Here is a 23,408-nt window from a genome sequence, read left to right on the forward strand (position 1 = left end):
GTTACAAAATTATGACCCGATTCTGTAGAAATACGGGAACAGAAGTATTCCGCTATTTTAAAAAATGAAATGATAAAGGATACCACATATCACACTGATGAGTATGGTTTTAAGCATGTTCCATTTGAGGATGAAGTAGGCAAAGGCGGCTATCAATCCGATCACCAATGAAGGAATGTTTATAGTCTCCCATTCCGGGATTAACCATCTTATTCCAAGTGAATGGCTTTCGTTCACTTTCCCAAACAGTGTGTGGATGGTAAACCAAACACCAAGGTTGAGTACTACACCTACAACAGCAGCCGTAATTCCTGATAAGGCAGTCGTCAGGCTTTTATTTCCTCTGAGGTATTCAATATAGGGAGCACCAGTAAATATGAACAAGAAGCAGGGAATAAAGGTAGTCCAGGTTACCAGTAAGGAAGCTAAGATTCCGGCCAGTAGAGGATCCATAGTGCCAGCAAAGCGGTAAGCTCCCATAAACCCTACAAATTGCACGACCTGTATGAGTGGACCCGGTGTGGTTTCTGCCATACCTAAACCATCCAGCATTTCTCCGCTTTTCAGCCAGCCGTAATCTTCCACTGCTTTTTGAGCTATGTAGGCAAGAACCGAGTAGGCTCCTCCAAACGTAACCACTGCGGTTTTGCTAAAAAATATTCCTTCGCTAAAGAAGATGGAATCAACGCCAACCCATAATGCGATTAAAATTAACGGCAATGCCCACAAAGAGAGGTACAATAAAATCGTTTGGAGGGTCTTCTTGAATGAGGGTTTGACTTGTTGAATATGGCTGTCAATTAAATAATCATTTTCCTGTTCTGTTTTATCCGCATGGCCTTTAATGACATGAAATTTCTCCTCCCAGAATTTGCCTCCAAGAAAGCCTGTTATCCCTGCCGCAAGTACAATGTAAGGAAAGTCCATCTCAAAAAAGAAGATGGCAACAAATGCCAAGGCAGCCATAATTACCATGACTTCATTTTTAAGGGCTTTCTTGCCAATTTTTATAACCGCACCAATTACAATGGCCAGCACTGCCGGCTTAATGCCGAAAAATATGGCGTCAACGATAGCCACATCCCGATAAGCTGCATAAAGAATGCTCAAGATCAGTATGGATATAAATCCTGGCAATATAAAAAGTAGTCCGGCAACCAATCCGCCCTTTTTTTTATGAAGCAGCCAACCTATGTATGTGGCCAGTTGTTGTGCTTCGGGACCTGGCAACAACATGCAATAATTCAGCGCATGCAAAAAGCGGTTTTCGCTGATCCATTTCTTTTCTTCCACCAAAAATTTGTGCATGACCGCAATTTGGCCTGCCGGGCCACCAAAACTATGGATGGCTACTTTTACCCAAACTTTTAACGCCTCGCTGAATGGTAACACCTGGTTTTTAGAGGGATTTGATACACTGGACATTGCCTTTGACGATAATTAGTTCTTAGTTAATCTTTTTAGCATTCGCAAAACGTTGTGCTACGTTATCCCAATTTATGATTTCCATTATAGTATCAACAAAATCACCTCTCTTGTTTTTATGTTTTAAATAATACGCGTGTTCCCAAACGTCTATGACCAATATGGGAATAACGCCCCACTGGGTAAGCTTTTGATGATTTTCACACTGGAGAAGTGTGAGGGATTGTGAATAAGGCTGGTAACCTAAAATTCCCCAACCACTGCCTTCTACACTTTTAGAAACTTTTGCTATGTAGGACTTGAGTTTATCAAATGAACCAAAGTCCTTTTCTATTTGCTTTAGAAGCTCTGCCTTGGGCTCGCTTTTCTTGTTTGTGAGATTTGTCCAAAAAATAGTGTGTAGTACGTGGCTTGAAAAATGATAGGACAATTTCCTGGTCCACAAATCGACACTATCCATTTCACCGGAGTCGAGATTTTTCTTGATATTTTCCAAATCCTTATTGGCACCTTTGACTGCACCACCGTGGTGAAATTCATAATGCAAGTGCAAGGTCTCTTCGTCCATATAAGGCTCTAAAAAGGTCTTCTTATATGGTAACGGCTTTTGGATAAAGTTTCCGTTGCTGTCTACCAGTTTGTCAATACTTGCTTCATTAACACTTTGGGAAAAAACATTGTTTATAGGAAGAATGGTTGCTCCTCCAAGAATTGCTGAATTTTTTATAAATTCTTTTCTGTCCATTTTTCTGATTTTTTTATTTAAACTCGTTACTTTCAATTGTAAGATGCCGAATAAGAAAGGCAAATGAAACCGGTGCCGGTGTAAATTTATTCCGCATTAATTACTCCCGTTTTGTCCAAAGCCTCTCTTAATCCTATTGCTAATTTTTCGGCTGATCCAATTCCCCAATAATGAAGAAAGAAAATTCTTGGATCCTCGTGCACCATGTGATTATGTACCGCTACCACTTCAATGTCATTCTCAATAAGTGCTTTGATAACCGGAGCTACTTCATCTGACAGCATAGTAAAATCACCGGCTACTGCTGCTTTTTCAGGTGTGCCCTGCCAACTTGCCCAAGTGTTGAACCCCATGAATGTGCTAACAGGAGCTCCGTGTTCCGTCAGCTTTACATCGGGTCGGCCAATGGTGATTTTATACACCCCATTGGTCATAGTCCCGCTATGCCCTAAGATGCTGTCAATCCTTTTGGTGTCCAGCGTGTTCTCCACCGACGACATTTCTACGGCGGACGGGTCTGCTCCCCTAATTTCCGTTACCTTATCAAAAATAGCTTTTAAACTTTTGGCCAATTTTTCTTCGCTTCCCATACCACCGATATGCATGTACATTACATCTGGCTCGTTCCTTACAAAATGGTTGTGGATCGCCGTAACCGTCAATCCCTGTTGGATTATTTCCTGTTGTACCGGTTTCAGGTCTTTTTCCGTAACCACTATATCGCCCATAACCATAGTTTGTGCCGAGGTTGGTGCAAAAGCAGCCCAACTGCCCAATCCCATCGGGGGAATAATCTTAAAACCATCAACCATTACATTCAGGTCGTTTTGCGGAATGGTAACTTTAAATTGCCCACCTTCTTCCTTTCCTTCCATCCCAAGTCCGGATTTTAAGGTTCCAATATCCATCGCCTTTAATTCATTATTGTTTTTTAAAGGTTTTTCAGCCGATTCTTTTGAATCATCTTTCTTGTTAGGTTGCTCACAACCAAAAGAAATTAGCATCAACGCTAATACAAAAATCCATATTTTTTTCATAGTTCAGTTTTTGTAAAATATATATTCAGTTATTTTCAATTCTATAGTTTAGTTTAAAAATAAGATACCAAATTGAAAAGCAAATGAGACTGATGTTGCCAATTTATTACCAAAACGGACAGGAATGCGGGTAACAAGAAAATACGTACCTTTCTTTGCCTGATTACGGATCATGAAATAATAGCCCATTAACCTTTGACGCACCATCTTCCGCACGAAGAAAAGGAACGAACTCAAGGCTAAACCAATTTTTCCCATTAACATTAAAAAATTGGGAGATGCACAAGTCCAAAATCATTCTTTCTGGCATCTCCCAACTTATATGATCATTAAAAAATCAACTAGACTATCTTCATCCAAATTTTATCGATGATCGTCATCGCCGTCCGAGTGGCTTTCCTCCCTTTTAAGCACCAGTTCTCCTTTGGGGCTAAAATAGAGTTCATAATACGTCTCATCCTCGTTCTCGACCTCAAGTTCATACATAGTTCCCTTATCGGTCTCGACCTTTTCCACCTCTTCAATTTCCCATTTGGCATAATCGGAATTCTTAAAGGCATCCTGTACGGCCTTTGGAAGATTGGAGAACTCAATGGCCTCTTCACTTAGCTCTTTTATATCGGATTGTGCCGTAGCCGTGAACATTCCGCCACCAATAAATAGTAGGGATAACAGCAAAATGCGAAAAAATTTCTTATTTGTATCCATAGCATTAAAATTTAAAGATTAACATTTAACTCATACCAAATGTAAAAACTGAATCTGTAGAAATTTGGGATTGTCAAAAATCGACGGTGAATGTGTGAAGCGCATTTTTGTGACTGTACGTTAACCTCCAATTGCCCTTATCGGCAATCTTGTGTGCAATGGCCAACCCAAGGCCCCACGAATCTGGATTGTTGGAAGATTTATAGAACCGTTGGAACAATTTTTCCTTGTCAACCCCCTTTTCGCTACCGGTGTTGGTAATAACCAATCGTTTCCCGTCCAGGTTTATGATTACTTTTCCATCTTTCACGTTGTGCAGGAAGGCGTTTTTGAGCAGGTTTTGGATGAGAATCTCGATAAGCAACCTGTTTCCCTGGACAATTGCCTCATTCCTGATATCGATCTCTGTCCTAATGTTTAAGGCTTCCTTCTGCTCCTCATAAAATTCCAGCGACCTACCTATTATTCCATCAACATTTACCTCTTCCGTTGTTAGGAACTGGTCATTCTCTATTTTCGCAAGCAGCAACAGGGTTTTGTTCAGTTTTTTCAGCCTTTGTGTGGAACCGATGATACCTTCCAGGATGTCAGACTGCTTTTCGGAGAGCTGTGTTTGGCCTATAAGTGCTTCCAGATTTGACTGGATTATGGACAGAGGGGTCTGCATTTCGTGGGAAGCGTCCCCGACAAACTGTTTTTGGTTATCAAAGACCTCCTTGTTTTTCCGAGTCAGTTCGGTCATCACATTATTTAATAGCTGAAATTCTTCAATTTTGGAATTTGGGAATACTGGTGTATTTGCATTGCCAAGATTATAATTTTTGAGCTTGTCAAGCATAGTATAAAAGGGCTGCCATATTCTTCGAGAAAGCATTCTGTTTGAGAGGTAAAAACAGAAAGCAAGTCCAAAAAATAGCCCTCCTAGCGTAATAGCAATCGTACCAATGATTTCAGTTGCTTCCAGGTGAGGCTTCACAATTTCCAGTTTGTAATAGCTGTCGTTTAATTCCACAAATGTTATCAGCTTCCGGTACTCATCTAATTCGGCATCTATCGGTTCATAGATCAATGTGTCGGCATAGCTTTCTTTTCCGTCTTGAAACGTATTTATATCAATAGGGTAAAATGTAAAATCGTCCAGAGGGTAATCCTTCGCTATGGATATTTCCGGGTGCTTTTCGAGATAGGCAAGCAAGTTCATCTTACGGTTATACAAAACCTCATCTACGTTTTGAAGTACATTCCAGCTTAGCACCAGATAAAACAAGGTCGAGAATATCCCAAACAGTAAAAGAAATGCGAATAATTGGATTCGGGTCGTATAAGAAAGCAGCTTCATATTGTTTTTATTTGGTATCCCACACCGTAAATATTGGTTATTTCCACGTTGGCACCTGCTTCCTTTAGCTTGCGTCTCAAATTTCTGATTTGTGAAAACAAAAAATCAAAACTCTGTACCTCATCTACGTAATCGCCCCAGATATATTCTGCCAAAGAAACCTTGGTGATCACCCGTTTGTGATTGTTGATCAAGTGGGTAAGGATAGCATATTCTTTCTTTGTTAGAGAAAGTGGGCTTTCGAGATTATCAATTCCAACTATGTACTGATCTGGTTCTATTACCAGATTAGCATAGTGAACCAATCTATTTGTCTTGAATTGTTTTCTCCTTATAATTGCCTTTATACGGGCATTCAACTCGGAAAAGTAAAATGGTTTGGTCAGGTAATCATCAGCTCCTAACCCCAAGCCTTTTAATTTATCGTCCAGGGAATTACGGGCAGAAAGGATGATTACCCCATCGGACTTATCATCCTTATGGAGAACCTCTAGCAAATGGAAACCATTACCATCTGGAAGATTAATGTCCAAAATAATACAGTCATAATCATAAAGACCGATGCGCTCCAGACCTTCGGAGAGATTACAGGCGACATCACAAAAATACCCCTCTTCCGCGGCGAATTCTTCGAGGCTTTTTAGCATTTCAGGTTCGTCTTCTATAATGAGCAGTTTCATGTTCTCAAAATACGGAATTAAATCTGTAGAAATTTTGTAATGAACTCTTTCGAACTTTTGGATTTAGGAAAAATGGGGCATTTTTGTTAATTAGATTCAACCCGAAGGTTTTTAAGGGTATGATCAGTTCTTAATTATAATTAACTTCGCTGTAGAGAAAATCATACAAATCTTATTGGATGGAATTTGTCTGGTACTAAAAAGATGTTCAACCCAAATGTGAAACTCAAACCCCGATGGCTGTGGTCATTTTTGGCGGACTGCTTTCTGCAACGATTCTGAATTTGATTGTGATTCCTTGCGTGTATATGTTAACAACTAACAAGCGGAAGTAAACCAAGAAGGAAATAGTTTTCATTTTGAAAAAGTCTCTTAAATAAGTGTTTCAGAACTAAAATAGAACGCAGAATTTAGAGTGAAAGTCCACTTCGCTTTCTCTTTCGCTTCCTCCAATCAGTAAGCTCGTCCTTGAAGCCATTAAAGGCTTCTTCATCATTGCCTCTGCTTTCCATCAAGGAACTTGCGGCACGAGTACTTTTTTTAAGTACACGATTGTGTTCCATGGCGGATTTTCTGGTAATGGCCTCTTGAATAGTTTTTTGAAGGCCATTTTCCAAATGGTATTGGACTATTTCCTTGTGCAGATTTGGCTCAATGTTCTCATTGGTCATCATATAAGTGACGCTATTATAAAATCCCTTTTCAGTCAAATAGCCCGTCCATAGGTTTTTGAGATTATCCCTGCTATCTTCTACCAAACCATTGATGACCTTATCTTGTTCTTTTAGGACTAAAGTCAAATTGGGAATGGAATCCAGATAACGGCCCGTCCTTTCCGATAGGGTGTAGCTAGCACTATAGTCTGTGTAAATCGATTTGACCCTAAATCCCTTTTCTCCCTTTTCAAAATAGAAACCCTTGGCATTGAAAAAAGCGATATAATCTCTCGGCGATTTTTCTAGTGGAGCTTGCATCTGTTCAGCGTATTTTACATAGCCTTCCAAGGCAACGCTATCAAAGTGTTGCTTATGAGCGTTATTCATACGTTCGTAGAGCCGTGGAAAAACCATGGGCAGGAAAATGGCGGTTGCCGTCGGCTTTGCGCGGTTTTCTGGATTTCGTTCCGTCAGCACTTCCAACATCAGATGGTTCTGGCGCACAAAGGACTTCGAAACATATTCTTCCATGTCTTTGGGAAAGTCGAGCTTTCCGATATGGGCGGGCAGGCTATGCTTGTCGGAGTCCGCAAATAACAACTGGTTGTTGTGGTAGCGGACCCCCAACGATCGGAACAGGTGCCGAACGCTTCCCCCTTTTGTGCCCACATTGAAAACTTGCTTTTCCAATACCTTTCCGATAAGCCTGAACCTGCTTTTTAAGGTTTCTTCCTCTCTTTTTGTTTCCCTTTCATAAAGTTCATCCCTCACTTTTGGGTAGGCATAGGCAAAGGCCATTCCTAGATGTTTCTTCTGCTCTTTTGAAAAGTAACGGTCCAGAAACTGAAAGCCCTTGGACTTTAATAAATGTTTGGACACATCCTTGGAATCTGTTTGGGCAATATACTCCGAGAACAGCCCTCTCTGCTTTTGGGATTTTATGTAGGATGTGCGGAAAGCCTCCTTTAGCAATTTTCGGATTTCCAGTTTGAACTGTTTGCTCTCGATGTCGGTTGTCGTGGGTTTATCGCCGTTTCCGAAAATGTCCTGACGGTTCAACATGCGGATGTTTTTGCTGAGCTCCCTTTCACGGAAAACGTATCGAGATTTGTCATAGATGGTATATCCCAAAATGGTATGGCCTTTCGTGTCCAGTTTTATATCAATGTTCTGATAGTTTTTGAGCACTTCTTTCAGGTCTTTTGGATGGATGGTCTTGAAAAGATTGTAGGTGGTCTCTATCTGTTTGAGCAAGCGTTTCCGGTGCATTGGCAACTGCTTCGATTTTGAATGTATGTCGAATACCTTTTGCAGTTTCGGGCCGCTCAACTGTCGGTGTACCTCTGAACCGTTGATGAATCGTGTACGATATCCCTGTTGGTTGTTTAGACCATAGGCCACTCCAATCCTACCGGATTTATTTTTAGTCTGTCTGACTTCTATGTGATAGGGCTTGACGAGTCTCGCCAGTTCTTCGAAGCTCCGCACCTTAAATTTTTGGAGGACGGTATTCAAAACATCTTGGATATAGAACCTCGTCCCTTGGGTATTGTCCACATCGATTTTCAGGTCCGGTAATCGGTAAAGGGGAAGTTCCCTTTCCTGTTTGGTGCTTGGGGACGGCGATAGGCCATACTTTTTTTCGAGGGCTTGGTGGGCAGCGATGTTCCGGCGATAGCTGTTAAAAATACTGAGAATCTTTCCATCTTCCTTCACGTTGGTGGTCACGATATGTACGTGCTCGTGCTTGGTATCCGTATGCCTGACCACGACGTAGGGCTGTTCTCCGTAGCCCATGCTGTCCATATATTCTTTTGATATTCTGAAAAAGGTCGCATCGTCAAGGTGTTCGCCGTGGGGAAGGCTCAGACTGATATGGGCATAGCGGTTCTTGGTTGCATTGCGCTGTCCCTGAAAATGCAGTACGCTCCCGAAAAACTTTGGTGAGATGTTTTGAGAAAATGTGTTTCCGTAACCGAGTATCCGCATACCTTCCTTGCTGAGAACATAGTTCAACGTCCCCTGGCAGGTTTCACCATAAATGATGTTTCCTATCATCCTGTTTTTTTCTCACCTAAGATTTCTACGAGTTCCAGCAGCAATCCGTTCGTCCTTTGCATTTCATCTTGCAGGCCCACGTTCGGGTTTCTCAAATTCTTATGGTGTGCCAACTTGACCAGTTGGTTGATGTTGTTGCCGATTTTGTTGATTTGGTACGCCAGATTTGAGGTATCCGGGAGCCTGTCCTTTTCATCGGCCTTTTGGTTCAGTACCAACCTTCTCAATAAGGGGCTTATCGTTCCCCGTTTTGAAATATCCAGATTAAATGATTCGCATATTACCTTCAATTTTTCGTATTCCGAATCGTTGAAACGGAGCATCACGTTGTGGTACCGCTTCTTGTTTCCCAATTGTTTTCGGCCTCTTTTCCGTTGTTCCATTTTCGTTGCTTTTGAAAGCAAAACACTTCGCCAGAAGTAGACAATTCTAAGTTACTTAGAATCCAACTCGCTATCCGTTCCACGGATAAATATAAGCGATTAAAAATGAATATAACTAATTAATAATCAATTATTTATGCTGTTAAATCATATCAAGCCATATGAGTTCAAATAGGTACAGCATAAACTTTTAAATGGTCTAATATGGAAATTCAAAATCTTAGAAAAAGAACAGAATTGTCTCTGTTTTTTGTGGGTAGGGAGAAAAAAGTTCAAGCGGCTTTTCGGCCGCTTGTACTTTTGCGCTGGCCGAGGGGGTCGAGCAAAACTGGAACGGAAAGACTTCATGGTCGGACCGGCGAAGCGTGTCCGGACGGGAAGGATTGGAGTGAAATTTTTGTGCGACTTCCGCAGCTGCTTGGGAATATATAAATGGATATAAAAGTTAAAAATGAGTACTACTCCTTCTTTAAAATTTCTACTCGGTATTTTTGAGTAATCCCCGGATTCGAACATCCATTAGCAAGAAAATTCATAGCCCTTTGATTAGTGTCAGCGACAAAATGTTCATTACAAAAGAGGTCAATTCGACCATGGTAGCCTATTTCAAAAAGATAGTGCTCCGTAAATTATTGATGCGATTTTCTTTTGAACCGCAATCAAATAACAGGGCAATTACCGACTTGTTCGAAAGTGTTAACTACTACGGATTTGACCTGCCTTACGAAATTGAACTGGTCTTATTTGAAATGCTATGGTGTTTTAAAAACAATCTGACAAAAGAGGAAGGTATCGCTTTATATTTCTGGGGTGTGAACCAGAAATATTTGTATTATTTGGAAGGTTTCGAATATGATGCTGCTGTTTGTTCCGAAACAAACTTCGATGAAGAATTCGGCAGGTCTCTAGCGTATAGGATTTACGAACCCAATGCAAGCGGTCTAGAACAGGAAACAATTGAGGAACTCAAAGTGCTCCTATGTAATTTCGCCGATGAGTTTGATTTGTCGCTGGTGGATGAATATACCTATGAAAATATTTTAGAAGTTATGGATATGTATTGTTTATCATTAAATGATTCCGTGCCTGTTTTCTAGTTATGAATTGTACTTATGTGTTAACGAATTGTTTTATGGAGCCCGTTCATGACTATGGTTAAGCTATAAGCCCACTTTTTAAAAGATTCAATTGCTCCTTATGCTTTTCCAGATTAGCTTCCTTTAATTTTTGTAGATTTTGCAATTTCCATTGCACGGCAGGGTAATCTCCAAAATCGAATAAATTCCAATCAGGAGTGCCATTTTGGAAGCTCAGCAGAAATTCCTTGTCCTTGTCAGTAAAATATTCAAGGATGTTTTTGATAAGCAAACTTCTCGTAGCCTCAAAATCTTCATAAGTAAATTCTTCTTCGCTCATACCCTCAAATTGATTGCTCATTGCCGAACGCTGGTCAATAAGATTTGGATTCAGAAGTTCATGAATCGGTCGCTTGCTACTTAAAAGTCCGAAAAGAAATCCGGTTTTGATTTGCTCTGTAAAGCCCTCATTTACGAGAAGAAGTTTTACATCGAACAAATCCCTTGGGTGTTGGCGGTCAAGTGCGGCACATATTTTTCCGTCGTAAAGTTGACCGATAGGTACAACTTGAATTTCGCAAAACGCATCAAAAGTTTCTTGGGCCGTCTTGCACAATATCATGGTAACGGGTGGTTCCATGGTTCCACGCATGGCCTGATTGACTTCCAGTTTTATTTGAGCCCCCCTATTCGATATTTGAAGTTTCAGATTTTTGGGCTTATGTACAATCCTGATATCTGTTGCTATTGCTTCTACGTTTTCCTTGATTCGATCAAGGCACTATTGATATTTTCAAATGAGGTTTCTCTATCTTCTAGTGGTATATAAGTCAAAGCAATGTCCACCGATAGCCTGGGCGTCTCTCTAGCGAATAGATTAATCGCCGTCCCCCCATGCAGTGCAAAACAGTCTTCCTTTGCCACTTCTGGCAGTACGGTCAACAATAAGGATACCTGTGGTTTATAATTCACCATTTTCAAGTTCTTTCGGGACGGTTATTTTATATTTTCCATTGTAAATGCCATCTTGAACGATGCTACGTTTACCGCTTCCCAAATCTATTGCCGCAGTTTTAATATGTTGGAACCAACTGTGACTGGTCTTTTCAGCCATATAGAGAAAAAGGCGTTTGACCTTTATAGAGGTGCAGTTTTCCAATAGGTTCTGGACCAAATCGGGTCTCAGATTATTCAAGCCCTCCATCAATTGGTAGCACTCTAGCAATGTTTGCTTTTTGGGTGCTAGATAGAGACACTCCATCAATGCCCTTGCCGCATTGGAAACCTTGATTGAAAACGTTTTTAGCTCAATCTCGGTAAGTCCGATATTCGGGGGCAAAAAAGAGGAACTGTGATAATCCAGTTTTATGCCCCAATCGTACCGCACGCACCAAGCAGGCAGGCGCTCAACTTTGCCACCAAAGAGGGTTGCCCTTTTTTGGGATAATTCCAAATAATGTGATTTTCCAAGAAGTGCTAGCGCAGTTTTACCGCCGGGATGGATAAATAAATCCGCCTGTTTCTGCAGGGCATAGATGGCTCCTTCGTAGCCAACATCTTCTCCAGAGCGTATCATGGCCCCAGTGCCAATTGAGGTAAACCAATCGCTCTTACGATACCTCTTTTGCAGGTCAAGACTATAACCTTGCTTTACCAACCAAGAAGATAAGTACACGATGCCCGAAGGATGTGAACTCAACAATTGGTTTATTTTTAATTTTGAATCGGTACTCATGGTACCAAAATACGCAATTTTTTAAACCCTTTTAAAGAATTAGTTTAAAAAACTGGACTTTTTGGTACTTTTAGTACCTAAATGACAAAATATGCGAACTGATTTTAGTGTTAAAGACCTAAACCCTTTCCTCTTCTTTTTTTTCGCTCTTTACTTTTTGCTTGATTTAGGGATTTATTCTGTCGAATATTTTGAGAAAGTTTAGCTTCTTCAATAAACTGCTGCATACCCAAATGCATGGGATTATCGGGCATTATCTTTTCTTGATTCTCAAATATCAATGTTTTTAGATTCAACTCCTCTGCAACCCGATAGCCAAGATTAAAAGCACTTTTGAATTTTTCGTCAACCTTGTTTTCTTCTTCCATAGTTAAAATGTTTCTCGGGCGTGTTTCTCGATATATTCCATAATGGAGTCCCTGTCGTAAAGTATGATTTTCTTTTGGGGCTGGGAAAACCTGATTTTTCCCTCATCCCTCAATTTTTGAAGGGTAGTTGTAGATTTTATTTTAAGGATTGACATTGCCTCTTCTCCATCAATCCATTTTTCCTTATTGTCTTTCCGGTTGGATTCAATATGTTCAATCACCTTATCGAAAAGGGCATAAAACGCTTCTTTTTGAACACAGATGACTTCCATGGTACTCAATTGGTGGGGTTATATTGTCTCAATATATGACTTTTTTAGTCTTCTTTAAAATATTGATTATTAAACCCTTCAATGTTTATAAATAGTTTATAAACCAGAAAATAAAAAAGCCCCCACATCCGTGAGGGCTTGATTTTACTTGCGGTCTGGACGGGACTCGAACCCGCGACCCCCTGCGTGACAGGCAGGTATTCTAACCAACTGAACTACCAGACCAATGATTTTATCTTTTTAGACTCCGACAACAGTCGGATTCAAATCTTGTTCATTGCTTTTTTAAAGCGAGTGCAAATATACACTCTCATTTCGGATTCGGCAAAACATTTTTTTAAAAATGTTTAGGCAAATTTTTGTCGCTCGATCATAAAGGAGTTCAATACTTGGGAGAAGTCGGACCCAACATCTACCCCAATGTATTTTATTTGGTATTGGGAACATTTCAATTTGAGATCTTTTTGATATTGCAGGGCCTTTTTTGAGTATGCTTTTTTAATGGAATCGGCGTACAGATCTATATGTTGTCCTGTTTCCACATCCACAAAGCGTTTAGGAGCATTGTCAAAATCAAAATTCAGTTCATGTGCTTGGTCCAACAGATGAAACAGCACTACCGAATGCTTGTTGTATTTGAGATGACGGAGCGCTTCAAACAATTTTTCCTCTTCTGTTTCTGTCTGGAACATATCGGAAAAAAGAAAAATAAGGCTTCGCCGATGTATTTTCTCTGCAATTTGATGCAGAAACGTATAGGTTTTGGTTTCTTTCGTGTTTGTCCTATGAGCAGCGACTTCGTTCAGCTTGGAATACAGCATCTGAAAATGTCGCTCACTGTTTTTTTCCGAAGCATGGAAATCATAGGTGTCGGAATAAATGCTTAGCCCAACGGCGTCCCTTTGTTTTTTCAAAACTTGCATTAAGGCGGCAATGGAAAGCACTCCAAAACCAATTTTGTTGAGGTTGCCCAAGGAATATTCCTTTACCTCAGGGTAGTACATCGAGGCTGAGTTGTCCAAAATCATATGGCAGCGAAGGTTGGTTTCGTCCTCATAGCGTTTGGTGTACAAGCGGTCCGTACGGGCAAAAAGCTTCCAATCTATATGTTTGGTGCTCTGCCCGGGGTTGTAAATTTTATGTTCGGCAAACTCCGCCGAAAATCCATGGAACGGACTTTTATGGATGCCACTGATAAATCCTTCCACAATTTGGTGGGCCAAGAGTTCCAGATTTTGGAAAAGGGTCGCTTTGCTAAGTTCCGATCGTACGTCCATAATTCATTTCTGCAGACAAGATAAAATAAAAAAGGCTTGGCATTTGCCAAACCTTTTTTAAAATCTAATTCCAAGTTTTGTTTTACAGCGCTGCATCAATAGCATCTGTATAGGTTTTTTTAGGAGATACGCCTACTTGACGGTTTACTACCTCACCATCTTTAAAAACCAAAACGGTAGGGATATTACGCACACCGTATTTAGCGGCAAATTGTTGGTTGGCATCAACATCAACTTTCCCAACAACGGCTTTGCCATCGTATTCTTGTCCTACTTCTTCAATGATCGGACCTACCATTCTACAAGGTCCACACCATGCTGCCCAAAAATCTACTAGGACAGGCTTGTCACTTTTTAAAACAACTTCATCAAAAGTTGCATCTGTTATTTCTAGTGCCATCTTATTTATTTTAATATTATGCAAAGTTAGTCAAATAATGCCCATGTAACTTACATAGGGCGTATTCGTTTTAATTATTGCGCCATTGACAATAATTATGATCTAATTCAATTTGTAATGAATTTCATGTGCTTCCAGTTCGGAAAGTAACTCGCTGTTTATCTTCACCTTTTGTTTTCGGCTCGATAGTTTGAGTTTGATTTCCTCTTGCATCTCATAAATTACAAAACTTATCGGGTGGTCACCTTTATGTAATGTTAAAGTGTCCTTTAATGTTCTGATGCGTTGCTCTTGCAGGCGATCTATGTTCAGTTTGATGGTGAGTTTTTTGGCAAAGGCATCCATTACATCCTGAAGCTGTTTAAAGTCGTTGAACTGCAGCCTAGGGTCCCCTTTTTTGCCCGTATCCCGATTTACCCAGCCTTCGCGGACATACGCACGCACGTGCACGAAGGAGTTGATCATTAAAAAGTGGCGGAACTTTAAGTATTCTTCCCCAAAAATCCTTAGTTCGTAAGATTCATTGTAATCTTCCAGAGTGAAGAGTCCCCAACCTTTACCGTTTTTGGAAACCCGATGCTGCACATCCGTAATTACTCCGGCAACCGTGAGTTCCCGATTTACGTGCTCTTCTAAACGAGCAAAATCGCTTACCGTATTTTTACAAAAAGCCTTGATTTCTTTTTTGAAATCATCCAACGGGTGGCCCGAAATATAGATGCCGACCACTTCTTTTTCACGGCGTAGCTTTTCCATGGTTCCCCATTCTTCACATGGCGGTACAATGGGTTCGGGAATCTGAACCTCGCTCGCATCCCCAAAAAGGCTTACTTGTGATGAATTTTGATTTTCCTGAAACTTGGAACCATACTTCACTGCCTTTTCCAAGAAGGTTATACCATCACCATCATCGTGAAAATATTGTGCACGATGGGTATCACCAAAGGAATCGAATCCACCCGCCAATGCTAAGTTTTCGAATGCCTTTTTATTGGCAGCACGCAAATCTACACGTTTGGCCAAATCGAAGATAGATCGGTAAGCCCCACCTTCTTTTCGGTTTTCAACAATGGTTTCCACAGCGGAGCGACCTACACCTTTAATGGCTCCCATGCCAAAACGTACGGCATTGTCCTTGTTCACGGCAAATTTGTAGTAGGACTCGTTGACGTCAGGTCCCAATACTTCCAATCCCATGCGTTTACATTCCTCCATAAAAAAGGTAACCTGTTTGATGTCGTTCATGTTGTTGGACAACACGGCTGCCATATATTCGGCAGGATAGTGGGCTTTTAGATAAGCTGTTTGGTAGGCGATATAGGCATAACAGGTAGAGTGACTCTTGTTGAAAGCGTAGGAGGCGAATGCTTCCCAATCCTTCCAGATTTTTTCGAGAACATCCCGCGGGTGTCCGTTTTTCTCCCCGCCGTCCAAGAACTGGGGTTTAAGTTTTTCCAGAAGGGCAAAAATCTTTTTACCCATCGCTTTTCGAAGCACATCCGCATCACCTTTGGAGAAACCGGCCAATTTTTGTGAGAGCAACATCACCTGCTCTTGGTACACGGTAATCCCGTAGGTTTCTTGCAGGTATTCTTCCATGTCCGGAAGATCATAGGTGATTTCTTCATCACCATGTTTACGGGCTATAAAACTAGGGATGTATTCCATTGGACCCGGGCGGTACAGGGCGTTCATAGCAATAAGGTCATCAAAAACCGTAGGTTTCAGGTTTTTCATGTGCTTCTGCATCCCGGGTGATTCGTATTGGAATACCCCTACGGTTTCACCTCGTTGGAAAAGCTCGTATGTTTTTTCATCATCCAACGGAAAATCATCGGGGACCAACTCTATTCCCGTTCTTGCTTTTACAATTTTGACCGTGTCCTTGATCAGCGTCAAGGTTTTCAGTCCCAAGAAATCCATTTTCAACAATCCCGCACTTTCCACTACCGAGTTATCGAACTGGGTAACGTAAAGGTCGGAATCCTTGGCCACGGATACGGGTACGAAGTTGGTAATATCGTCTGGAGTAATGATGACCCCACAGGCGTGGATTCCCGTGTTTCGCAATGAACCCTCCAATACGCGGGCCATCTTTAAGGTTTGTCCTTCTAGATCATCGGTTTCGGCTATATTGAGAAGCTCGTATACTTTTTCGAGTTCCTCGGAACGGAACTTCTTTTTCAGGTCGGCTTCGTCCACTCCAAATATCTTGTTGAGTTTGGACATGTTCGGAATCAATTTGGCAATACGGTCAGCATCGCCCAAGGGCAAATCCAAGACACGGGCCGTATCTCGAATGGATGATTTGGCGGCCATGGTACCGTAAGTAATAATCTGCGCCACTTGGTTTGCACCATATTTATTGATAACGTAGTCCATTACTCGGCTACGGCCCTCATCATCAAAATCAATATCGATATCGGGCATCGATACCCTATCCGGATTCAGGAACCGCTCAAAAAGCAGGTCGTATTTCAAGGGGTCGATGTTGGTAATCGTCAAGCAGTACGCTACCACCGAACCTGCTGCGGAACCTCGGCCCGGTCCTACGGAAACATCCATATTCCGTGCTTCCCGGATAAAGTCCTCCACGATCAAAAAGTATCCTGGGTACCCCGAGTTTTTGATGATTTCCAGCTCAAAATCTATCCGCTCCCGAATTTCATCGGTAAGTTCTCCATATCGTTTTTCTGCACCTTTATAGGTAATGTGCCTTAAGTAGGCGTTCTCACCACGGTTACCTCCATCTACATCGTCTTGTGGGTCCTTGAACTCTTCGGGAATACTGAATTTGGGCAGCAAAATATCACTTGCAAGGTCGTATGGCTCGATTTTGTCCACAATTTCCTTGATGTTCAAAATGGCTTCGGGCAAATCCTTGAAGAGCTCCTTCATTTCATCCGAAGACTTAAAGTAGTACTCTTGGTTGGGCAACCCGTAACGATAGCCTCGCCCCCGACCGATGGGTGTTGATTGTTTTTCCCCGTCCTTCACACACAATAAAATATCGTGTGCTTCGGCATCTTTTTTATCGCAGTAATAGGTGTTGTTGGTGGCGACCAGTTTTACGTTATGGTCCTTGGCCATACGCACCAAAACTTGATTGACGCGATCTTCGTCTTCTTGACCGTGACGCATGATTTCGATGTAAAAATCGTCACCAAATTGCTCTTTCCACCATAAAAGTGCCTCTTCGGCCTGGTTTTCACCAACGTTCAGGATTTTGTTGGGCACTTCACCATATAGGTTTCCCGTAAGGGCGATGATGTCTTCCTTGTATTGCTCAATGACCTTTTTGTCGATTCTGGGTACGTAGTAAAACCCATTGGTATAGGCAATGGAGGACATTTTTGCCAAGTTATGATACCCTTTTTTGTTTTTGGCCAGCAGCACGATTTGATGCCCGTAGTCCTTTACATTTTTATTGGTATGGTCTTCGCACACAAAGAATTCACAGCCCACAATGGGAGTAATCTCTTTCTCCGTCGGTTGTTCACCGTTGGCTATCAGTTCTTCGTTTTTGGCCTTTACCGTTTTGTTGTGCCCCATCACTTCTTTTACAAAGTGAAAAGCGCCCATCATGTTGGCGTGGTCGGTCAATGCAACGGCAGGCATACCGTGATCAGCTGTGGCCTTGACCAAATCTTTTATGTTGATGGTGGACTGAAGTACGGAAAACTGGGAATGGTTGTGCAAATGAACAAAAGGTTCATCTTCCAAAGTCTCCACGTTCTCTTGGATTTCCTCGTCGGAAACACCACCCGTATCTTCCGCCCATAGGGCATCGGCAATTTTCTTTGATGCGGCCTTTAGGTTGATGTGCTTTAACCCGATAAGCTCTATTTCCTGCGGATTGGCTTCGGAGAATCGCTCAAAATAATCGGGTTGAACATCGAGTTCTTGGTAGGAATATTGTTTTTTGCGGACCAATTCCAAAAAGCAACGGGTAGTAGCTTCCACATCCGCAGTTGCGTTGTGTGCTTCGGCAAAGGGTTCACCGAACAGGAATTCGTGGAGCTCTGTCAAGGTTGGCAGCTTGAATTTGCCACCACGTCCTCCGGGTATTTTACAGAGTTCTGCGGTATGCTCGGTACAGGTGTCTAGCACGGGAAGTTCCGTTAGGGGACTTTGCACTTCCTCACGGTGGAATTCACATCCCATAATATTGATATCGAAGCCCACATTTTGACCCACCACAAATTTGGTTTGTAGCAATGCCTTGTTGAACGCTTCCAGGACTTCGCTCAAAGGCACTCCTTTTTCTTCCGCCAATGCTGTGGATATACCGTGAATCTGTTCGGCCTCGTAGGGAATATTGAACCCTTCGGGTTTTACCAAAAAATCCTGATGCTCTATCAGATTACCAAGTTCGTCGTGCAACTGCCAAGCTATCTGAACGCATCGTGGCCAGTTATCGGTGTCGGTAATGGGGGCATCCCAACGTTTGGGCAAGCCAGTGGTTTCGGTATCAAAAATCAAATACATAAGCTAACAGTCTCGGTCGAAAAAAGAATAAATAAAATTACGGAAGAAGATAGATTTGGTAAAAAAGAGTTGTGAGGAGTTATCAACTAAAAAAAGCCGGGAATAAATCCCAGCTTTTTCTGCTTGTATCTAGTGACTTTTGGAATTACGATACTGCTGTTTCGAATATATTTGCTGTCTCCAAGGTTTCCCTGATGGCATTTCTCTGCTTCATCAGTAAGCTTTCCGTGGATGGCGGCAGCACAAAATCTTTATCGTGCAATATATCATTATAAGTTTCGATGGCTTCTTTCTCGCCTCGATTGACTTCTTCCAGCATTGCTTCTTCATTGTTGTTGGTGAACAACGATTTAAAATCAATCCAAGAACGGTGCAAGGTTCCTTTGGTACTTCCTCCTTTGTCCGGGCTTTGTCCAAAAGCTTTGATTTCTGCTTTCAGTTCGTGGCCAAATTCATACCTCTGCTTGGCGCTGTCAATAAAGAATTGCTTGATGGTTTTATTATCTACCTTTTCAGCCGCTTGTTTAAATCCTTTTTCAGCATCGTAGGTTCTTTCCAAAAGTTCGTTCAATTTGTTCGACATTTCTACTGTGTACTTCATAATCTCTCTACATTTTATCGGTTATGGGCCATCGACTTTCGATGACTTCTTTATATAAGGTAAAGTTAAACATCAAAATTACAAATAGTTGAGGTAGTTTATGATAGGTTTAACGGTATAGAGTTCAGTTGTTAAATGCATTTAACTTTTTTTGCCCTAAACGCTGTGCTATAAACAAATAAGTGTATATTTGCACCCGCTTTGTGGAAAAAGCGATAAAGAAGGATTAATAACCAGGGTCGGGCACCCTACAAATTAATGTGATATGCCAGTAAAGATTAGACTTCAGAGACACGGTAAAAAAGGTAAACCATTCTATTGGGTGGTTGCTGCCGATGTAAGAGCAAAAAGGGACGGTAAGTTTTTGGAAAAATTGGGTACTTACAATCCAAATACCAATCCAGCCACAATCAATCTTGATATTGACGGTTCTGTAAAATGGTTGCAGAACGGTGCACAGCCAACAGATACGGCTAGAGCAATTCTTTCTTACAAAGGAGTTTTGATGAAACACCACTTATTGGGCGGTGTTCGCAAAGGAGCTTTGACAGAAGAGCAGGCAGAAGAGAAATTCAAAGCTTGGTTGGAAGAGAAAGAGCAAAAAGTCCAAGATAAGAAAGATGGTTTGAGCAAAGCTGAAGCAGAGGCAAGAGCCCAAGCATTGGCTGCTGAAAAGGAGGCCAACGAAAAAAGAGCTGCCGCTGCATTACCTGAAGAGGAAGTAGCCGAGGAAGCTGCAGAAGAAACTACAGAAGCTGCTGCGGAAGCAGAAGCAACTGCAGAAGACGCTCCTGCTGCAGAGGCCGAAGAAGCTGCCAAGGAAGAAGAATAGAAACCTAGGACGATGCGCAAGGAAGACTGCTTCTATTTGGGCAAAGTCGTTTCAAAATATAGTTTTAAGGGCGAGGTGTTGGTCAAACTGGACACCGATGAACCCGATATCTACGAAAATATGGAATCAGTACTTGTTTCTTTGGGAAACAATCTGGTTCCATTTTTTATTGATAGGTGCCGATTGCACAAATCCAATTTACTTCGCATCGATTTTGAAGAGGTAAAGGATGAAGCCAGCGCGGATAACATCATAGGTTCAGAGCTTTATCTTCCCCTGACCATGTTGCCCCCGCTCAAAGGAAACCAATTTTATTATCACGAAATCATCGGTTTTACCGTGATGGACGAGGTTCATGGGGATATTGGTATCATAGAATCCGTGAACGATAGTGCATCACAGGATTTGTTTGAAATTAAGAAAGGGGATAAGGAACTGTTGATTCCTGTTAGTGATGATATCATTGCCAAAGTAGACAGGGAAAACAAAACCATCCATGTTAAGACTCCCGAAGGATTAGTGGATTTATATCTTGGATAAAATAAAAAGGAGGCAAAATTGCCCCCTCTTCACTTAACAAAACTCACCGAAATTTATTTTTTCCACTTGCCACCACCAAGATAGAAACCTACTGATATGCCCAAGTAGGAGTTTTTGACTTCTACTGCCTCTAGCAATTCGGACTTGCCAACAAGGTTGTAAGTAGCAGCCAACCTAAACTTGCCAGCTTCAAAACCTGCTCTAATAAGACCGCCAAATTTTTCATCTACTAGAATGTCGGCCTCTAGTAATTCTTCATCATACGAATCGTTATCAAAACCAATAGTTCCTGGTAGATGGTATCCGGCACCAGCACCTATAAACGGTGCAAAAGAAGAACTGGCTGAAGTAAAGTAATAATCAAATGTACCTGAGTATGATACACTTGATGAAAGGGAAGTTTCAAAAGAGCCGAAATTTTTAGCCATGGATGCGGATTCAAACCGAATACCAACGTTCATGTTGGCCGCGATGTTATACTTTGGTTCAATAGCTAATAGTACACCACCTCCACCATCTGGCATCGTATAACCTGCCTCTAGGCCAACACGGAATTTACCTTCTTCTTGTGCCTGTGAAACTTGTACCATGGCCAACATAAGTAGGAATGCAAAAGCGATTTTTTTCATAAAAAAAATTAAGTGATTTGGTAATGATTTTTTGGGGACTATCCCCAGAATTCGAAGGCGAATTAAACATATTAGTTTGATTCGTAATAAAGGAATTAACGAATACCACATTCGAACCAACGGATGCCCTTTTTCAATTGATATTTGTAAATCAGGCACTCGGATTACCGTATCTTTGAATCAATGAAACCGTTCAAATTCAAAGAATTTACCATTCATCAAGACCAATGTGCCATGAAGGTGGGCACCGATGGTGTTTTATTGGGCACTTGGGTGTTATTGGCAAATCAACCTGGTTCCATTTTTTTATTGATAGGTTCTGAACTTTATTTGCCCCTTACTATTTTACCGCCGCTAAAAGACAATAAGTTCTATTTTCACGAAGTGATCGGATTTACCGTTTTGTATAAGGGCCATAGAGATGGTGTTACAGAATCAATAAATAATAGTGCTTCACAAGATTTGTTCGAAATCAAAAAGGGCGACAAGGAATTGTTGATACCCGTAAGCGACGACATTATCAAAAAAGTGGATAGGGAAAACAAGACCATCTTTGTTAAAACCCCGGAGGGATTGGTAGACCTATATTTAAGTTAGGACAAATAAAAAGGAGGCAAACCAATGCCCCCTCTTCACTTAACAAAACTCGACGAAATTTTATTTTTTCCACTTGCCACCACCTAGGTAGAATCCTAGTGATATGCCCAAGTAGGAGTTTTTTACTTCTAATCCCTCAGCCAATTCGGTTTTGCCTATCAGGTTGTATGTTGCCGCCAATCTAAACTTGCCAGCTTCAAATCCAGCTCGTAAAAGACCGCCAAATTTACCATCGACCTCAAGGTCTGCATCACCTTCAATTTCTTCAGTATCAGTTATATCAAAACCAATGCTCCCCAAAGAGCTATAGCCTGCACCGGCACCAAAAAATGGAGCAAATGAAGAAGTTCCTGAGTTGAAATAGTAGTCAAAAGTACCGGAGTACGACATGCTTGCAGTCAAGCTTGCCTCCGCGGAAGTTGGGCCAACGGTAACATTTTTCGCCATAGCAGCAGACTCAAACCGAATACCAATGTTCATGTTGTCGGCAATATTGTACTTTGGTTCAATAGCAAGCAATACCCCACCGCCTCCACTGGGCATAGTGTAGCCTGCCTCGAGACCAACACGGAATTTACCTTCCTCTTGTGCATGGGATACTTGAAACACGGTTAGCATCAATGCGAATGCAAAAAAAGTTTTTTTCATAATCATAAATGTTTAGATAATTTGGAAATGATTGTTTTGGGGTCTTTCCCCAAAAGTTGATGGCGAATTAACTGTTTTTCGATATAGCATTGCCTTCGGGATTGATGGATGGTCGATTTCAATCAACGGATGGGCCATTTGAATTGATGGTTGTAAATCTTGTACAGATCATTGTCTTATATTTGATAAGATGAAACCGTTCAAATTCAAAGAATTTACTATTCATCAAGACCAATGTGCCATGAAAGTGGGAACCGATGGCGTTTTATTGGGTGCTTGGGCTTCGTTGGACAACCAACCCGAATCCATTTTGGATATTGGTGCAGGGACGGGGCTCATTGCTTTGCAACTCGCACAACGCTCATTGGCCGAAACTATAGATGCCATTGAGCTCGATGACGATGCTTACGAACAATGTGTTTCCAATTTTGAAGCATCCTCATGGGGAGACAGACTGTTCTGTTATCACGCGGGGTTTGATGAATTTGTGGATGAAATAGAGGATAAATATGATTTGATTGTCTCCAATCCTCCGTTTTATACTGAAGACGTGGCCACTCGAGATGAATCTAGGGACAAGGCAAGACAAAGCAGTTCGCTGCCCTTTGATGAGTTGGTTCAAGGTGCATCAGAACTTTTGACGGAAAAGGGACTTTTTGCAGTAATCATTCCTTATAAAGAAGAACAAGGTTTTGTGGAATTGGCCAAAAGTGTTGGATTGTTCCCGAACCGGATTACCAGGGTCAAGGGAAATCCCGATGCGGATTTTAAAAGGAGTTTGATGGAGTTTAGTTTTGATGCGAACAAACCTCATATCGATACATTAATAATTGAAGAAAGCAGGCACCAATACACCAAAGAATACATCAAATTGACCCAAGCATTTTATTTGAAAATGTAACAATGCACGAATG

At 41.4% G+C, this 23,408-nt stretch carries 24 protein-coding genes, 1 tRNA gene and 1 pseudogene; 6 read left to right on the forward strand and 20 right to left on the reverse strand.

The window, feature by feature from the left end:
* Positions 1–57: 57 nt before the first annotated feature.
* From chrA to SD449_RS06065, 6 genes are all read right to left on the reverse strand, one after another.
* Positions 58–1,425 carry a chromate efflux transporter gene (gene chrA / locus SD449_RS06040; RefSeq protein WP_225603175.1) on the reverse strand — a complete coding sequence of 456 codons (1,368 nt, stop codon included), beginning with the start codon at positions 1,423–1,425 and terminating at the stop codon, positions 58–60.
* 22 nt (positions 1,426–1,447) lie between these two features.
* On the reverse strand, positions 1,448–2,170 hold the full coding sequence (locus SD449_RS06045) for a superoxide dismutase (RefSeq protein WP_121850579.1): 723 nt from the start codon (positions 2,168–2,170) through the stop codon (positions 1,448–1,450).
* Between the two features lie 86 nt (positions 2,171–2,256).
* Positions 2,257–3,207: a DUF1259 domain-containing protein gene (locus tag SD449_RS06050; RefSeq protein WP_166250248.1), complete on the reverse strand. Its 951-nt coding sequence runs from the start codon at positions 3,205–3,207 to the stop codon at positions 2,257–2,259.
* 363 nt (positions 3,208–3,570) lie between these two features.
* Positions 3,571–3,915, reverse strand: a complete 345-nt coding sequence (locus SD449_RS06055; protein WP_225603176.1) for a PepSY-like domain-containing protein — start codon at positions 3,913–3,915, stop codon at positions 3,571–3,573.
* A 73-nt stretch (positions 3,916–3,988) separates the two neighbouring features.
* Positions 3,989–5,254, reverse strand: a complete 1,266-nt coding sequence (locus SD449_RS06060) for a sensor histidine kinase (protein ID WP_225603177.1) — start codon at positions 5,252–5,254, stop codon at positions 3,989–3,991.
* Complete coding sequence (locus SD449_RS06065) at positions 5,251–5,934, reverse strand: response regulator transcription factor (RefSeq protein ID WP_121847522.1); 684 nt, start codon at positions 5,932–5,934, stop codon at positions 5,251–5,253. Before SD449_RS06065 ends, SD449_RS06060 begins: the two co-directional genes overlap by 4 nt.
* Positions 5,935–6,167: 233 nt before the next feature.
* Between SD449_RS06065 and SD449_RS19175 the strand changes: the two are divergent.
* Positions 6,168–6,269 (forward strand): annotated as a pseudogene (locus SD449_RS19175) (hypothetical protein); the annotation flags it as partial.
* Positions 6,270–6,344: 75 nt separating this feature from the next.
* Here the strand turns inward: SD449_RS19175 and SD449_RS06070 are convergent.
* Positions 6,345–8,648 carry a relaxase/mobilization nuclease domain-containing protein gene (locus SD449_RS06070; RefSeq protein ID WP_225603179.1) on the reverse strand — a complete coding sequence of 768 codons (2,304 nt, stop codon included), beginning with the start codon at positions 8,646–8,648 and terminating at the stop codon, positions 6,345–6,347.
* Positions 8,645–9,031 carry a plasmid mobilization protein gene (locus tag SD449_RS06075; protein WP_225603180.1) on the reverse strand — a complete coding sequence of 129 codons (387 nt, stop codon included), beginning with the start codon at positions 9,029–9,031 and terminating at the stop codon, positions 8,645–8,647. The genes SD449_RS06070 and SD449_RS06075 overlap by 4 nt, the downstream gene beginning before the upstream one ends.
* Before the next feature lie 542 nt (positions 9,032–9,573).
* Between SD449_RS06075 and SD449_RS06080 the strand changes: the two genes are divergently transcribed.
* Positions 9,574–10,128: a hypothetical protein gene (locus tag SD449_RS06080; protein WP_318309312.1), complete on the forward strand. Its 555-nt coding sequence runs from the start codon at positions 9,574–9,576 to the stop codon at positions 10,126–10,128.
* Positions 10,129–10,186: 58 nt separating this feature from the next.
* Here the strand turns inward: SD449_RS06080 and SD449_RS06085 are convergent, their stop codons facing one another.
* The 10 genes from SD449_RS06085 to SD449_RS06125 all read right to left on the reverse strand — a co-directional run bounded on the left by SD449_RS06085 (position 10,187) and on the right by SD449_RS06125 (position 19,248).
* Positions 10,187–10,876 (reverse strand): nucleotidyl transferase AbiEii/AbiGii toxin family protein, encoded by a 690-nt coding sequence (locus SD449_RS06085; RefSeq protein ID WP_318310232.1) that lies wholly within the window; start codon positions 10,874–10,876, stop codon positions 10,187–10,189.
* Positions 10,861–11,082 carry a nucleotidyl transferase AbiEii/AbiGii toxin family protein gene (locus SD449_RS19180; RefSeq protein WP_404828022.1) on the reverse strand — a complete coding sequence of 74 codons (222 nt, stop codon included), beginning with the start codon at positions 11,080–11,082 and terminating at the stop codon, positions 10,861–10,863. The genes SD449_RS06085 and SD449_RS19180 overlap by 16 nt, the downstream gene beginning before the upstream one ends.
* Positions 11,069–11,842, reverse strand: a complete 774-nt coding sequence (locus SD449_RS06090) for a type IV toxin-antitoxin system AbiEi family antitoxin (protein WP_225603182.1) — start codon at positions 11,840–11,842, stop codon at positions 11,069–11,071. The genes SD449_RS19180 and SD449_RS06090 overlap by 14 nt, the downstream gene beginning before the upstream one ends.
* Before the next feature lie 110 nt (positions 11,843–11,952).
* Complete coding sequence (locus tag SD449_RS06095) at positions 11,953–12,210, reverse strand: hypothetical protein (RefSeq protein ID WP_225603183.1); 258 nt, start codon at positions 12,208–12,210, stop codon at positions 11,953–11,955.
* Between the two features lie 2 nt (positions 12,211–12,212).
* The gene (locus tag SD449_RS06100; RefSeq protein WP_225603184.1) at positions 12,213–12,482 is read right to left on the reverse strand and encodes a helix-turn-helix domain-containing protein; all 270 of its coding nucleotides are present in this window, start codon (positions 12,480–12,482) and stop codon (positions 12,213–12,215) included.
* A gap of 151 nt (positions 12,483–12,633) precedes the next feature.
* Positions 12,634–12,707 (reverse strand) — tRNA-Asp (locus tag SD449_RS06105).
* Between the two features lie 122 nt (positions 12,708–12,829).
* The gene (locus tag SD449_RS06110) at positions 12,830–13,759 is read right to left on the reverse strand and encodes a DUF58 domain-containing protein (RefSeq protein ID WP_318309315.1); all 930 of its coding nucleotides are present in this window, start codon (positions 13,757–13,759) and stop codon (positions 12,830–12,832) included.
* 82 nt (positions 13,760–13,841) lie between these two features.
* A complete protein-coding gene (gene trxA, locus SD449_RS06115; RefSeq protein ID WP_108246432.1) occupies positions 13,842–14,159 on the reverse strand; it encodes a thioredoxin in 318 nt (105 codons plus the stop codon).
* A 102-nt stretch (positions 14,160–14,261) separates the two neighbouring features.
* Positions 14,262–18,647, reverse strand: a complete 4,386-nt coding sequence (gene dnaE, locus SD449_RS06120) for a DNA polymerase III subunit alpha (protein WP_318309318.1) — start codon at positions 18,645–18,647, stop codon at positions 14,262–14,264.
* A gap of 145 nt (positions 18,648–18,792) precedes the next feature.
* A complete protein-coding gene (locus SD449_RS06125; protein ID WP_318309320.1) occupies positions 18,793–19,248 on the reverse strand; it encodes a ferritin-like domain-containing protein in 456 nt (151 codons plus the stop codon).
* A gap of 265 nt (positions 19,249–19,513) precedes the next feature.
* On the opposite strand from SD449_RS06125, the gene SD449_RS06130 reads away from it, so the two are divergent.
* Both SD449_RS06130 and rimM (SD449_RS06135) read left to right on the forward strand, forming a co-directional pair.
* Positions 19,514–20,080 carry a 30S ribosomal protein S16 gene (locus SD449_RS06130; RefSeq protein WP_318309322.1) on the forward strand — a complete coding sequence of 189 codons (567 nt, stop codon included), beginning with the start codon at positions 19,514–19,516 and terminating at the stop codon, positions 20,078–20,080.
* Positions 20,081–20,092: 12 nt separating this feature from the next.
* Positions 20,093–20,620, forward strand: coding sequence for a ribosome maturation factor RimM (rimM, locus tag SD449_RS06135; protein ID WP_318309324.1), 528 nt, complete (start codon positions 20,093–20,095; stop codon positions 20,618–20,620).
* Between the two features lie 53 nt (positions 20,621–20,673).
* Here the strand turns inward: rimM (SD449_RS06135) and SD449_RS06140 are convergent, their stop codons facing one another.
* Entirely contained in the window at positions 20,674–21,249 is a 576-nt protein-coding gene (locus SD449_RS06140) for a hypothetical protein (protein ID WP_318309326.1), read from the reverse strand.
* Between the two features lie 183 nt (positions 21,250–21,432).
* Between SD449_RS06140 and rimM (SD449_RS06145) the strand changes: the two genes are divergently transcribed.
* Positions 21,433–21,846: a ribosome maturation factor RimM gene (gene rimM / locus SD449_RS06145; RefSeq protein WP_318309328.1), complete on the forward strand. Its 414-nt coding sequence runs from the start codon at positions 21,433–21,435 to the stop codon at positions 21,844–21,846.
* Between the two features lie 60 nt (positions 21,847–21,906).
* On the opposite strand, the gene SD449_RS06150 is transcribed toward rimM (SD449_RS06145), so the two are convergent.
* Positions 21,907–22,494 (reverse strand): hypothetical protein, encoded by a 588-nt coding sequence (locus SD449_RS06150; protein WP_318309330.1) that lies wholly within the window; start codon positions 22,492–22,494, stop codon positions 21,907–21,909.
* Between the two features lie 190 nt (positions 22,495–22,684).
* Here SD449_RS06150 and SD449_RS06155 point away from each other — a divergent pair, with 190 nt between their 5' ends.
* On the forward strand, positions 22,685–23,395 hold the full coding sequence (locus SD449_RS06155; RefSeq protein ID WP_318309332.1) for a tRNA1(Val) (adenine(37)-N6)-methyltransferase: 711 nt from the start codon (positions 22,685–22,687) through the stop codon (positions 23,393–23,395).
* Positions 23,396–23,408 lie beyond the last annotated feature (13 nt).

It is taken from the genome of Flagellimonas crocea (assembly GCF_033441595.1).
Lineage (GTDB): Bacteria > Bacteroidota > Bacteroidia > Flavobacteriales > Flavobacteriaceae > Flagellimonas > Flagellimonas crocea.

Coding starts and splice junctions, on each gene's coding strand:
- chrA (WP_225603175.1), bottom strand. CDS start 1,425: ATGTCCAGTGTATCAAATCCCTCTAAAAACCAGGTGTTACCATTCAGC.
- SD449_RS06045 (WP_121850579.1), bottom strand. CDS start 2,170: ATGGACAGAAAAGAATTTATAAAAAATTCAGCAATTCTTGGAGGAGCA.
- SD449_RS06050 (WP_166250248.1), bottom strand. CDS start 3,207: ATGAAAAAAATATGGATTTTTGTATTAGCGTTGATGCTAATTTCTTTT.
- SD449_RS06055 (WP_225603176.1), bottom strand. CDS start 3,915: ATGGATACAAATAAGAAATTTTTTCGCATTTTGCTGTTATCCCTACTA.
- SD449_RS06060 (WP_225603177.1), bottom strand. CDS start 5,254: ATGAAGCTGCTTTCTTATACGACCCGAATCCAATTATTCGCATTTCTT.
- SD449_RS06065 (WP_121847522.1), bottom strand. CDS start 5,934: ATGAAACTGCTCATTATAGAAGACGAACCTGAAATGCTAAAAAGCCTC.
- SD449_RS06070 (WP_225603179.1), bottom strand. CDS start 8,648: ATGATAGGAAACATCATTTATGGTGAAACCTGCCAGGGGACGTTGAAC.
- SD449_RS06075 (WP_225603180.1), bottom strand. CDS start 9,031: ATGGAACAACGGAAAAGAGGCCGAAAACAATTGGGAAACAAGAAGCGG.
- SD449_RS19180 (WP_404828022.1), bottom strand. CDS start 11,082: ATGGTGAATTATAAACCACAGGTATCCTTATTGTTGACCGTACTGCCA.
- SD449_RS06090 (WP_225603182.1), bottom strand. CDS start 11,842: ATGAGTACCGATTCAAAATTAAAAATAAACCAATTGTTGAGTTCACAT.
- SD449_RS06095 (WP_225603183.1), bottom strand. CDS start 12,210: ATGGAAGAAGAAAACAAGGTTGACGAAAAATTCAAAAGTGCTTTTAAT.
- SD449_RS06100 (WP_225603184.1), bottom strand. CDS start 12,482: ATGGAAGTCATCTGTGTTCAAAAAGAAGCGTTTTATGCCCTTTTCGAT.
- SD449_RS06110 (WP_318309315.1), bottom strand. CDS start 13,759: ATGGACGTACGATCGGAACTTAGCAAAGCGACCCTTTTCCAAAATCTG.
- trxA (WP_108246432.1), bottom strand. CDS start 14,159: ATGGCACTAGAAATAACAGATGCAACTTTTGATGAAGTTGTTTTAAAA.
- dnaE (WP_318309318.1), bottom strand. CDS start 18,647: ATGTATTTGATTTTTGATACCGAAACCACTGGCTTGCCCAAACGTTGG.
- SD449_RS06125 (WP_318309320.1), bottom strand. CDS start 19,248: ATGAAGTACACAGTAGAAATGTCGAACAAATTGAACGAACTTTTGGAA.
- SD449_RS06130 (WP_318309322.1), top strand. CDS start 19,514: ATGCCAGTAAAGATTAGACTTCAGAGACACGGTAAAAAAGGTAAACCA.
- rimM (WP_318309324.1), top strand. CDS start 20,093: ATGCGCAAGGAAGACTGCTTCTATTTGGGCAAAGTCGTTTCAAAATAT.
- SD449_RS06140 (WP_318309326.1), bottom strand. CDS start 21,249: ATGAAAAAAATCGCTTTTGCATTCCTACTTATGTTGGCCATGGTACAA.
- rimM (WP_318309328.1), top strand. CDS start 21,433: ATGAAACCGTTCAAATTCAAAGAATTTACCATTCATCAAGACCAATGT.
- SD449_RS06150 (WP_318309330.1), bottom strand. CDS start 22,494: ATGAAAAAAACTTTTTTTGCATTCGCATTGATGCTAACCGTGTTTCAA.
- SD449_RS06155 (WP_318309332.1), top strand. CDS start 22,685: ATGAAACCGTTCAAATTCAAAGAATTTACTATTCATCAAGACCAATGT.